This is a genomic window from Candidatus Krumholzibacteriota bacterium, from assembly GCA_016932415.1.
Lineage (GTDB): Bacteria > Krumholzibacteriota > Krumholzibacteriia > Krumholzibacteriales > Krumholzibacteriaceae > Krumholzibacterium.
In genome coordinates this window covers 259,209-272,126 of record JAFGCX010000020.1, presented here as the reverse complement: position 1 = coordinate 272,126, position 12,918 = coordinate 259,209, and the positions used below count along the sequence as shown (strand labels likewise).

9 protein-coding genes are annotated in these 12,918 nt (G+C 50.8%); all 9 read left to right on the top strand.

Annotated features, from left to right (window positions below; all coding sequences use genetic code 11):
• Nucleotides 1-5 precede the first annotated feature (5 nt).
• The 9 genes from JW814_08395 to JW814_08355 all read left to right on the top strand — a co-directional run bounded on the left by JW814_08395 (nucleotide 6) and on the right by JW814_08355 (nucleotide 12,905).
• Nucleotides 6-653 (top strand): zf-HC2 domain-containing protein, encoded by a 648-nt coding sequence (locus tag JW814_08395; protein ID MBN2071462.1) that lies wholly within the window; start codon nucleotides 6-8, stop codon nucleotides 651-653.
• Nucleotides 637-1,974, top strand: coding sequence for a hypothetical protein (locus JW814_08390; GenBank protein ID MBN2071461.1), 1,338 nt, complete (start codon nucleotides 637-639; stop codon nucleotides 1,972-1,974). Before JW814_08395 ends, JW814_08390 begins: the two co-directional genes overlap by 17 nt.
• Nucleotides 1,975-2,034: 60 nt before the next feature.
• The gene (locus JW814_08385) at nucleotides 2,035-3,534 is read left to right on the top strand and encodes a BamA/TamA family outer membrane protein (GenBank protein MBN2071460.1); all 1,500 of its coding nucleotides are present in this window, start codon (nucleotides 2,035-2,037) and stop codon (nucleotides 3,532-3,534) included.
• Between the two features lie 429 nt (nucleotides 3,535-3,963).
• A complete protein-coding gene (locus tag JW814_08380; GenBank protein MBN2071459.1) occupies nucleotides 3,964-5,043 on the top strand; it encodes a hypothetical protein in 1,080 nt (359 codons plus the stop codon).
• Between the two features lie 74 nt (nucleotides 5,044-5,117).
• Nucleotides 5,118-7,346, top strand: a complete 2,229-nt coding sequence (locus JW814_08375; protein MBN2071458.1) for a M23 family metallopeptidase — start codon at nucleotides 5,118-5,120, stop codon at nucleotides 7,344-7,346.
• A 22-nt stretch (nucleotides 7,347-7,368) separates the two neighbouring features.
• Nucleotides 7,369-10,800 carry a DNA polymerase III subunit alpha gene (dnaE, locus tag JW814_08370; protein MBN2071457.1) on the top strand — a complete coding sequence of 1,144 codons (3,432 nt, stop codon included), beginning with the start codon at nucleotides 7,369-7,371 and terminating at the stop codon, nucleotides 10,798-10,800.
• Nucleotides 10,781-11,551, top strand: a complete 771-nt coding sequence (locus tag JW814_08365; GenBank protein ID MBN2071456.1) for a hypothetical protein — start codon at nucleotides 10,781-10,783, stop codon at nucleotides 11,549-11,551. The genes dnaE and JW814_08365 overlap by 20 nt, the downstream gene beginning before the upstream one ends.
• A gap of 11 nt (nucleotides 11,552-11,562) precedes the next feature.
• Complete coding sequence (locus tag JW814_08360) at nucleotides 11,563-12,543, top strand: acetyl-CoA carboxylase carboxyltransferase subunit alpha (protein MBN2071455.1); 981 nt, start codon at nucleotides 11,563-11,565, stop codon at nucleotides 12,541-12,543.
• A gap of 191 nt (nucleotides 12,544-12,734) precedes the next feature.
• Entirely contained in the window at nucleotides 12,735-12,905 is a 171-nt protein-coding gene (locus JW814_08355) for a Trm112 family protein (protein MBN2071454.1), read from the top strand.
• The last annotated feature ends 13 nt before the right edge of the window (nucleotides 12,906-12,918 follow it).

Here is a 12,918-nt window from a genome sequence, read left to right as displayed (position 1 = left end):
ATCAGATGAACTGCCATCTTTTTAAAATGCTCGTTCAGAAATATTACGATGGCGAACTCGACCTGGCCGGGATGGCGGAGTATGAGAATCATACCAGTGAGTGCCGGGCGTGCCACGCGATAGACAGGGAATATTCAAAGGTGTTCAACGCACTCGGCGCGATGGAGATATTTGAACCATCACCTGAATTCAATATGAAGATCATGGCTCACGTCAATGTCGCGCGTTACAGGGTCAGCCCTCTTAAGAAAGCGTGGATCTCGGTCAGGGGCAGGTGGGATCTTCTGCCGGCGCCTCTGCGCGCGGGCGTGATGACTTCAGCTGTTTTCGGGCTTTTCGTGGCTGTCTACACGCCGATACTCACCTCTTTCGTAGTATTGACCCAGAGAATGCTCGGTATCGGGGCATCCGGCATATATATGCTCAGGCGGACTATCGAGGACCCCGCGATCCTAATGCAATTTATCAATTCTCTTGAGAAATACCGTGTGGCCGGAAGACTCCTCATCAAGACATTCCAGAGGCAGGCAGGGGATATTTCGGCCGTATATCTGAGTATAGGGATAATAGCATCTATCCTGAGCCTCTATCTTATAATCAGGATGACGAGGATTGCCTGGAGAAAAGGAGAGACGCATGTTGGTATTTTTTAGCACTGTCGCGGCAAAATCGATTCAGATATTTATTATGGTGACTCTTTTGAGTTTCGGTGGTGTCACAAAAACTGTCATCAAGGCACTGGTCTCTCCGGCGGCACAGGTATCGGTACAGCAGGAGGCGGAGAAAGACACGCTGTCGCGCAAGGAGAAAACGGCTGAAGAGGAAAAGGATAAGCCGGTAGAGATAAAAAAATACAAATCAGACAAGAAGAGATCAGAGACAGACAAAAAGAGCAACCTCAAGATCTCGATATCGGACAAGGGCGTCAAGATAGGTTCAAGCGACGGAGAAGAGGTCATACTTGATATCGACAAAGCCAGGATATCAGAGGGACTCGAGAAGGTATTCGATGATATCGATGGGATAAAGATAAACCTCGATGATCTCGATGATCCTTCGGAATATATCGATTTCGATTTTCTTAATATCGAGGAAAGGGATTTCAAGGTCGTAAGGACGAAGGAACTGGTCAGGTTCGGTGATGATGTCCATATCGGCAGGAACGAGCTCGTCCGTGGAGACGTGGTAGTCCTTTTCGGAGATATAGAGATCGACGGGAAGGTCACCGGTGATGTCGTCTCCGTGCTCGGCGACGTGAAGATCGGACCTACGGCGATAGTCAACGGGGAAGTCGTATCGGTGCTGGGGAGACTCGATGAGGACCCGCGCGCTCACGTCAGGGGAGAGACGATAGAGGTATGGAGCCACCATAATCCTATTTCAGTCCCGTTCTTCGCCTTCGGAGGAGGAATCTTCCGTGTGATAGCGAAATTCGTCTCATTCCTCGTTGGGGCTCTTCTTCTCCTGATCATACTTTATTTCCTGCCAGACAGGATGCGCCGTTCATCCGAATTCATTTTCGGATCGTTCTTCAAAGCGCTCGGAGTAGGACTCCTCGTGTTATTCATTGGTGGCGCGGTCGTAGGATTGATCGGGGTGATCCTCAGTATCACCATTATAGGGATTCCCGTGGCGATACTGCTGGTGCTCTCATTCGGAGCGCTTGTTATCGTCGGATATTTCGTCAGCGCCCTTGCGCTCGGACGTTTTATCGTGAGTAAATTCAATCTCGAAAGTGATTCGATCTTCATACAGGGCATCATAGGCCTGTTTGGACTGATGCTTCTGGGAATTCTTTCCGGAATGCTGTGGTTTGCTCCATACTTCCTTCCGGCAAGGATCATACTCAAAAGCATGAGCGCGTTCCTGAACTTCATCGCTCTCTTTACCGGAGTCGGCGCCTTCATTCTTTCGAAGGCCGGTCAGCTGACGCATGGAGCGCGGTTGCCTCTTCCGGAACCTGATCAGGAATGAAACGCTTTACAGGGGCGCTTTTCCCTATTATCTTCAGGTGAGTAAAGAACCTTTGGAAATATGGATCTGGAGCCTGAGCTTTTGACATTGAAGATATTCCTCATCATTTTTATTCTCCTGTCTATCTTTATTCCTTATAGCGGCATAACCGCGCATGGTGATCCCGGAGAACCGGCGAACAGGGCGGCAGGCGATCCTGAAGAGGAACTGGCTGCCAAATCGCCCGGCATGTTTGACAATCTCGCGAGAAAACTGGGATTCGACGGTTCCGGGGACCACGGCATGGAGCCGGCTTTCAACCGGGAGAGGTTTGATAGCAAGATCTCGCCATGCCTCGGAAGCGTCATAGACACGATCATAGTGACCGGGAACAGATATACCAGGGCCAGTACGATAACAAGGGTGATGGCGAGCCGAACGGGGTCCAGACTTGATAATGATGTCATCTTCAGGGATGATTCCTACCTCAGAGGCCTCGGGTTCTTTTCAATGGTGAATATCTCAGTAGAGCAGACGGGGGCGGAGCGGTGCAGGCTGATCGTACATGTCGAGGAGAGGCCGAAGCTCTTCATGAAATATCCGATGCCGGTGGCCAATTACGATTTCGACAAGGGATTGAGTTACGGGATAAGGTGGAGAATAAAGAATTTCCGGGGACTCGGAGAAGATATACTGATGCAGTACGAGGAACGTTCCGGAAAGGAGCGGGGGGGGGGGATCAGCTGGTTCGCCCCGTGGTTGGGCGATCAGAGGATAAGGTTATCGACAAGCCTGTATAATTTCACAAGGCTTGAAGCGCCTGAAAATAATGATTATATCAGGGAGCGTAACGGCGGAAGGATCATGATCGGTTTTCCTCTGACCGATGACAGGATGAGGCAGCTCTGGCTCTCGCCGTCGTTCGGCATAGAAGGAAGATTGTCGAAGTTGACGATCGACAAGGAGGTGGAAGTTCCGGCGGGGGAATGGATCGATCAGCTTTTTTTATCATACGGAGTGCACCTTTCGTACGACAGCAGGGATAATATTATCGCTCCTCTCGACGGTTATTTCACCGCCATCGGCGTCAACCGGTTTGTCACGATCGATGGGTATATACAGCAATTCGCCTTCTACAGATATATCAGCAATCTTTACCTGCCGGTGAGGAGTTTCGGGACCCTGATAATAGCTGCCGACCTGGAGAACCGCGATGGAGACCTCCCTTCCTTCTACAGCATGAGGCTCGGTGGCAGGACCGAATTGAGAGGATATATGGGGAAAGAGGGGGGAAGGTCGAGGATAATCGGATCTCTGCAGTGGAGAAAACCGATATTCGGCCCGGTCGTGTTCAGCGTCCCCCTTATCGGAAGGTTCGATCTTCAACTCAACGGTGTCGCCTTTGTCGATAACGGTACTCTGATGAGTTCGTTCACCGAGCTGAGCGGTTCAAGGTTCATGACTTCGGGAGGGTTCGGATTCGAGATACTCTCTCCTGTCCAGGACATGATAAGAATAGAATGCGCTTTCTGCGAGGATGAAAGACCTGCCTTTTACCTTACTACAAATACGCAATTCTAGAGCCCTGGCCTTCACCTCTGAAAGGTCACAGGAACCTGTGTGGGGATCTTTACGCAGCTATCAATAATCGCGTAATAGTCTGTCAAAAAATCGATTAGCAGATATCACGCCGAGGCATGGCATAGTGTGGGTGAGGAATATTCCCCAAAAGGGGTTTTCCGGTCCCTAGATCTTCTTGATAATAAATCATTTATATTGATTCATTCTGATGGAAAGACCTTCTCCTGAATGGTGAGATAAAAAAAACGTATCTCGTTATGAATAAAATTGATAACTAAAATTATAGATCGAACCTGAAATGATCTCATTCCATATTATAAGCCTTTTCGGTTTTCGCCGCGCCTCATCACCCCGGTCGGGGAACAGCGGTTGCAGCTTGACATACTTGTGAAATGATACTTTATGCAGGGATATTGGAAGGATGAAGGATTGAACCTTCAGAAAGACAATAAGTTAGCCGTATTTTGCGCCATGATCGTCACGGCAGTGGCTCTCTTTCCGGTTCTGTTATCTGCGCAGATTTACCCGGTCCGGCAGGAGATGGATAACGGGATCACGGTAAATCTGTATTCTTCAGAACTTATACTTGCGACTATGGTATGGCGCGACGATTACGGCAGGCTCGTCTTTCATCCTTCCGGACACGCGGGGTATTCGCTTGTAGAGGATATAACAGATCCCTCAGTCAGGAACAAGGGAGATGGAGCTTTCCACCCGATGAGGGAGAAAGCGGTCCTGTCGGCTGTGGAAAGTATCGATTTCGAAGGCGCGGCGGTCTCAATAGAGATCGACATCTATCTTCTTCCCATGCCGAGAAGGTATATAACGACCTCTTCAGCGTGCGGCAATATGATATTCCTATCTCCCGGAGTCTTTGAACTTTCCGACGAGTTCACCGCTTTTACCGTCACTCACGAGATCGGTCACTGCATGCAGAGCCGTTTCATGCCGGATTCTGATGTCAATGGCTGGGACCGGTACCTCTATCTGCGCGGCATCCTGGGAGATCCGGAATATTCAGACGATTCAGATCATATGAACAGGCCGAAGGAAATATTCGCCGAGGATTTCAGATATCTTTTCGGATCTGAGTTATCGAAGGTTTCGGGGGGAATAGAGAACGGCAGCCTTCCATTACCGGTCGAAGTGGCTGGACTGGAAAGGTTCTTTAAATCGCTGATCTCCACGGCTGTAGCTTTTTCTGATGAAAGCTTGCCGGGAAGCAGGATCGTATCAGCTTCTAATTACCCGAATCCGTTCAATCCCTCTACCATGATAAGAGCGAGTTTCGACCTTCAGGGAGGATCTGTGCCGGTCGAAGTCAAGATATACAATGTCAAAGGAGAACTCGTCAGGGACCTCTATGGCGGCGACGTCGCCGAACCGGAGATAGACCTCGCATGGGACGGGACCTCGGACAGTGGTGACAAGGTCGGAAGCGGGATCTATTTCTACGCCGTCAGATCGGAAAACTACCTCAGGACCGGGAAGATGCTCCTGGTCAGATAACCGTGGTGCTATTATCTTCCTCCTTTTCCTCAATGATTGACAAGAGCACTTGTGGATGGTAACTTCCACAGGGTATGAAACGAAGAAAAGCAATAGTATGCGCTATCATCCTTCTTTTCGCTTCCACCGCCGCGGCGGAAGTCTACCTTTGGCCGTTTCATGGCAGCAGGAGACTCAGTTCCAGTTTCAGCGAATTTCGCAGTGGGCACTTCCATGCCGGTATCGACCTGAGATCTTTCGGCGCGATAGGACTTCCCTGTCTTGCCATCTCTGACGGATGCGCCAGCAGGGTCAGGATATCTCATTCCGGGTACGGAAAAGCTCTATATATGCGCCTGTCCGACGGTAACACCGCTGTCTACGCGCACCTTGATGGTTTCAGCGCGTCACTCGATTCTTTCCTCTGGTATTACAGGAAAGGAAAAGGGGTTTCCTGGTGCGATCTGACGCTTGATGGCGGCAGATTCTGTTTTGACGTTGGAGACACGCTATGCTGGTCCGGAGAGACCGGTACCACTGCTCCCCATCTGCATTTCGAACTTCGCGACTCCTCGCAACGCCCCCTGAATCCCCTGGAAGGATTCTATCACCTTCCCGACGAGACGGCTCCGATGATATCAGGTCTCGAAGTCATACCCCGGGGGGAGGGAAGCATTGTCGACGGAAGCAGATTTCCACGGTTTTATCTCTTCAGAGCCTCGGGACGGGAGAACTATGAATTAGCCGACACCCTCCATCTCGATGGCAGTTTCAGTTTTGCCGTATCCACATGGGATGAACAGGGATTCAGCAGGTATCACATGGCACCGTATGATATCGAGATCCTGATAGACGGCGCTCCCCTTTATCACATAAGAAATTCGATTTTCTCATATGCCCAATCCGGAGAAGTAGACCTCGAATACGATATTGTCGGAAAAGGTTCTTCGCAACGCTATACCCTCCTGTACAGGAAAGAAGGAGTCAGCAGGCCTGACAGGACGGGCCAGGGTATCATCGATTCGTCGGCGAACGGAAAAAACGGGGTGATCATTCTGGAAAGAGGTATTCACCGTGGCGAGATATCGATAATCGACGCTTCGGGGAACAGGTCGGAAGGGATATTTTTCTTCTCGATCCATGATCATCCAGTCATTACGGAAGCGAGAGTCCTGGAAGCCGCTCCAGAGGCGATAGTGTCGGCTGTCGACCCCGATGGAGGAGAAGTCACCGGACGCCTTTTCGAATCTATCGACGGGGGAAATGAATACTCTGCCGTACCGTTGACTCCGTTCGGGATCTTCCTGAAGGGTGACCTTTCGGGAACTGTCGACGCCATATACAGGTATGAAGCGATCGACGATGAAGGAGCTCGCGCCGTAGAATTCTTCGGGACGCCGGTAACGAGGGGGGAGAGGGACAGCACATTTTGTGAGGCGGATATCAGAGCGGTTGAAGACGGTGTCGTCATAGATATAACGACCGACAGGATCGCGAAATCGGATCTTTCAGTGACAAGGCCGGCTGAGGGATCTTTAAGGAAAATCGAAGTCATCAGGACCGGTCCATTGACATTTTCAGCTATTGCCCGTAACAAGGAACTCAAAAACGGGTTGAACATATTCAGAATCGAGGGTTTCGATCACAGGGGATTTCCACTGATCCGCACCGAAGCATTCAGGATATATCTTCTGCGCTCACAGAGCGAAGCGAATATAGTGATCTCAGACACCCTCGAAGCGAGTCTTAGGGGACAGGCGGTTTCGGCTGAGGCGGCGGTGGTCGTCAACGCGGCTCGTTTTCCCGGAAGTATTCCCGAAGGCCTCAAACCGGTGACATCGGCTTTTTCCATCGATTTTTGCGAGGAGAGTTTCAGGAGGCCGATGAAACTCGTCTGTGATACGGGGAGAAAAACTGCTCTCTTTTTATGGGAAGAGGACGAGGGCTGGTCCTGCGTCGGTGTGCCGGCGATGGAAGGCGGATCGGTCGATATTCCCGAATCCGGAATATATATCTTTTTGTATGACGGGTTGCCTCCGGTCATCAGGCACGCGGCTCTCGAGGAAAGATACGCGGGAAGCGGTTTCTTCAAACCCTATATATGCTATCTGCCTGTCGACGAGACGGGAAGCGGAATAGATCCCTGGTCTGCCGAGACTTATCTTGACGGAGAAAGGGTAGTATGCGAATGGGATGAATTCCGTAAAAGACTTTATATGCCGGTGCCGGCTTTTTTGCCCCCGGAGTATGTAAAGCTCAGGGCTGAGATCAGCGATCGTTCAGGAAACAGGACTGTTGAAGAATTCGGTTTTATGCTAAAATAGGCGACCGAAAGGAAAATGACCGATGGCTGGCGCGAACTTCGTACACCTTCACAATCATTCGGAATACAGTCTTCTGGACGGCGCTTTCAGGATCAGCGATATGGTCTCATCGGCGAAAAAGATGGGGATGAGCGCCGTCGCGCTTACAGACCACGGCAACATGTTCGGTGCCGTCCCGTTCTACAGGGCGGCAAAAAAAGCGGGGATCAAGCCGATCCTCGGGATGGAGACGTACCTTGCTCCCGGCGGACACCTCGAAAAAGTATCGGTCAGGGGAAGGACGAGAAACGACCATCTCGTTCTGCTGGTAAAAAACGACACGGGATACAGGAACCTTTTAAAGCTATCATCGATAGCATATCTCGAGGGGTTCTACTATAAACCGAGGATCGACCTGGAGCTTCTGGAAAAATATTCCGAAGGGTTGATCGGACTGAGCGCCTGTCTGCAGGGGAGCATCCCCAAACTGATCCGCGAAGGAAAATGGGAAGAAGCAAGAAGCCTCGCCCGAAGAATGATGTCGATATTCGAACCGGGAGATTTCTATATCGAACTTCAGAATCACGGGATCCCTGAAGAAGTGGAATTGCTCCCGAAGCTCGTAAAACTCGCCGGCGAACTGGGGATCAGGACGGTAGCGACCAATGATTGTCATTTCTGCGAAAAGGATGATCATGACGCGCACGATGTCCTTTTGTGCCTGCAGACGGGAAAAGACCTTGACGATCCCAACCGGGTCCTTAGATCTCACAGCGAGACATGGTTCAAGGATCCCGAGACTATGGCCCGCCTCTTTGCCGAATATCCCGAATCACTCGAGACCACTCTCGAGATCGCGGGAAAGTGCGATTTCGATCTTGCCGATACGGGCCTTCATCTTCCCGTATTCCCTATCCCGGAACCGTTCAGCACGGCTGGCGATTACCTTGAGCATCTTGTAAGGGAAAGGCTTCCCGGAGCGTTCATTGAGATGACGGAGGAGATCGAGGAGAGAGTAAGGTATGAACTCGACGTAATCAGGAAGATGAATTATTCGGGATATTTCCTGATTGTCTGGGACATAGTCAACACCGCCGGGGAGATGGGGATACCGGTCGGGCCGGGCAGGGGTTCGGCGGCGGGCAGCATCATCTGTTTCGTCCTGGGGATCACGACGATAGATCCGATTAAGAACGGCCTTCTTTTTGAGCGGTTTCTCAACCCTGAAAGGGTCTCGATGCCTGACATCGACATCGATTTCTGCGATGAAAAGAGGCAGAAGGTGATCGACCATGTTGTCAACAAATACGGCAACGAGAATGTCTGCCAGATAATCACTTTCGGCCGCATGGCCGCGAGAGCTGTCGTCAGGGATGTCGGCAGGGTACTGAAGGTCCCGTACGGCGAGGTCGATTCGCTCGCCAAACTGATACCGGCCGTTCCAGGCACGACACTGGCGAAAGCGCTCAAGAATGTGCCGGAGTTCAGGGAACGGTACGACAATGATCCGCAGATAAAGCGCCTCGTCGATCTTTCGATCAAGCTGGAGGGACTGGCCAGGCACGCGTCGACTCATGCGGCGGGACTTGTGATCACACCGACCAGGCTTGTCGATCATGTGCCTTTATATCGATCGAACAAAGGCGAGACGACAACGCAGTACGAGATGAAGATACTCGAAAGCATAGGTCTCCTGAAAATAGATATACTCGGGCTCAAGACCCTTTCGCACATGGATAATACGATCGAGCTGATTAGGAGCGAATACGATGTCGACCTGGATATCGAATCGATCCCGCTCGATGACGAGAAGACTTTCTCCCTGCTCAGCAAGGGTCAGACAATAAGCGTATTTCAGCTTGAAAGCAGTGGGATGCGTGAATTGCTCAGAAAGATCGAACCGACCACCTTCGGGGATATCACGGCGGTAAACGCCCTCTACAGGCCGGGACCGCTCGGCAGCGATATGGTCACCGATTTTATAGAATGCAAACACGGACGCAAGAAGATCAAGTATGTCCATCCCAGCCTCGAACCGATCCTGAAAGAGACTTATGGAGTGATCCTCTACCAGGAGCAGGTCATGAGAATCGCGAGCGATCTCGGAGGATTCTCTCTCGGACAGGCCGATATATTGCGTCGAGCCATGGGCAAGAAGAACGAGAAAGAAATGGCCAGGCAGGGCGAAGCATTTATCAGGGGCGCTATCGAAAGGGGGATACCTGAAAAGAAGGCGGGAAAGATATTCGACCTCATGGCGTTTTTCTCAGGTTATGGATTCAACAAGTCTCATTCGGCCGCCTACGCCATGATATCGATGAGGACTGCCTGGCTCAAGGCTCATTACCCGGACGCGTTCATGGCCGCGGCGATGACGAGCGATATGGGTGACACGAACCGGCTGATCATCCTTCTTGAAGAATGCAGGAATCTTGGGCTCAAGGTAAGACCCCCTGATATAAACAGCAGCGGAGTCGCTTTTGGACTCTCCGGTGGAGAGATAACATACGGCCTCGCGGCGATCAAGAACATCGGGGAGAAAGCGGTGATGAGCGCGATCGAGGCGAGAAAAGATGGTCCTTTCACCGATATATATGATTTCTGCGACAGGGTCGATCTCAGGGTAATGAACAAGAGAGTGCTTGAAAACCTTATCCAGAGCGGCGCTATGGATACTCTTCCCGGCACGAGAGCCCAGAAGATGGCCTCACTCGAACGAGTGATGTCGCGGGCGCAGAAAAGACAATCAGAGAGAGACCGTGGACAGACTTTCCTCGGATTCGTGGAAGATCCTTCCGTCGCTGACTCGGACAGGCTCGAAGACGCGCAGGACTGGGATGACAGCGAAACACTCCATCGCGAGAAGGAATCTCTTGGTTTCTATTTTTCAGGCCATCCGATGGACAGGTACATGGGGATGCTTGGCAGGATCATAACGGTTGACAGTTCATCGCTGACCGACAAACCCAACAGGACACAGGTAGTACTTGCCGGGCTTGTGACTGAATCGCGGGTGATCCTTGACCGCAAGGGAAAACAGATGTCTTTCGTGACGATCGAGGATTTTCACGGCACTTGTGAGGCGATAATCTTTTCAAGCCTCTATGAATCAGGTAGAATCAAATTGGAGAAGGATAATCTCGTCGTAATCGTCGGCAAGATATCTGTCAAGGACAGGGGAGATACGAAGCTCATTGCTGATAAAGTATATTCGATCGATGAGGCGGTCCGTTTCCTTTCAAGAAAGGTCCATCTGACGCTCAGCCCGGGGGAGTTCGGAGAAAAGGATCTGAAGGTTATATCGGAAATCGTTCACCGGAATTCCGGAGGGAAAGATCTCATCTTTCACTGGAAGAACAATGGTGGTGAAATGTATACTATACGTTCCAGAGATTCGGGAGTATCACCCGATCTCGACATGTTGAGGGAACTCAGGAATCTGACGGGGGTGGAAAATGTCGAAGTCTCTTCATAGATGCTTGATTTGCGCGTTCACTGTAGTAATCTGTCTGTTTTCCCTTCCATCGGCAGCTCAGGTCTTCGAGGATATCAGTCTGATAGACAGCCCGACTGCTGGAATAATACCTCACGGGAGTTACATGTTCGAAGGCTCGATCGGTCCGAGAAGCGGGCTCCTCTTTGGTGTCAAAGTAGGGTTTCATGACCGGTTGATGATGGGAGCCTCGTTCGGGATACAGGAGTTCATAGGACGCGGAGATATAGATATCAATGATATGCCGGGATTCCAGGCGAGGCTTAGGATACTTGATGAATCGATCGCCGGGCCCGCCCTCGCAATAGGGATAGATACGCAGGGTGAAGAAGCTTACAGCGAGGCTGACGAAAGGTACGAAAGAAAATCGAAGGGTTTTTACGCCGTTCTCAGCAAGAACTACTATTTCTTAAGGAATATATCGTTCCATGGAGGCATCAATTACTCGATGGAAGACGCCGATGAAAAGGGAATGGATTTCTTTGCCGGATTTTCACTGGAAGCGCTGTCGGGGATGTCCCTTCTCTTTGAGTACAGTCCTGCGATGAACGACGACGACGCAGATCTCGCTTCCTGCAGAACAGAAGGCAGGGGATATCTGGATACCGGTATCAGGTTCGATTATAAGGAAAATCTGCGGATCAGGATACTGTTCAGGGACCTGCTTGATAACTATAATCGTGAACCGGGCGTGGCGAGGGCGATCGAGATTTTATTCATCGATTATTTCTAAAGGCGAAGATCATGGAAAAACAGGAATCGGGGATCCTCGAGTTTGAAAAACCGGTTTTCGAACTTCAAAAAAAGATAGAAGATCTCAAGCATAGCGGCAAAGTCAATACCGGTGAAATATCGAAACTCATGGACAGGCTGGCTGAACTCGAATCAAAGATATACAGATCCCTTTCTCCGTGGGAGAATGTACTTCTGGCCAGACATCCAAAAAGGCCGACGACTCTCGATTACATCCGTCTTATCACCGATCATTTCGAGGAATTGCACGGCGACAGGTATTACGGTGACGATACCGCTGTTGTCGGAGGAATAGGCGATCTCTCCGGAATGAAACTTATGATCGTCGGACATGAAAAGGGGAGGAACACGCGCGAAAGGATCGCGAGGAATTTCGGTATGGCCAGGCCGGAGGGGTTCAGGAAAAGCCTGAGACTTTTCCGGATGGCGGAAAAATTCAGCATGCCGGTCCTGTCGATTATTGACACGCCGGGTGCCTATCCCGGCATAGAAGCGGAACAGAGAGGCCAGCCGAGAGCGATAGCCGATAATCTCAAGGAGATCTTCGGGATCAGGACTCCGATAGTTGTCGTGATCATCGGAGAAGGGGGCAGCGGCGGAGCGCTCGCGCTCGCCGTCGGCGATGCGATACTGATGATGGAGCATGCCGTCTATTCCGTGATCTCGCCTGAAGGATGCGCGGCGATACTCTGGAACAGCAGGGAAAAAGCTCCGGAAGCTGCTGCTTCTCTAAAGCTTACATCCAGAGATTGCCTTAAGTTCGGAGTTATAGACGCGATTATCGAGGAAGTCCACGGAGCGGCCCACAGGGATCCGCAGGGAAACGCGAAAAATCTCGCCGAGAGAGTCATCGGTGAATTTCAGAGACTGAGCGAGGAGCCGCTTGACCTTCTTTTGAAAAAAAGAGAAGAGAAATTCTTCGCGATGGGCAAGTTTGAAGATGGGGATAAGGATTCCCCGAAAGGAGCGTAGGGGAACTTCCCCGATCTATCAGGAAAGGCAGCGGGACTTTTATCCTTGACCCGACCTGAAAGGATAGTCTATAATCTAAGGGCCAGCTTAAAGGATTTGAAAAGGTAAAATACAACAACGTTGCAGGTCCCTGATATGGAACGACGATTTTCCATGCGGTCAGGGATTTTTATTTAGGGAGGAACAGGGATATGATCAGAAAAGACCTTCTGGACATTCTGGCCTGCCCCAGGTGCCATGAAAAGGTCATCCTGAGTGATGATGAGAAATGGCTTGTCTGTAATGAATGCTCTGTAAGATATCCTGTAGAGGATGATATCCCGATAATGCTCGTCGAGCGTTCGGAGAATATCGAGTCGTAAGCCTGGAGGCTGG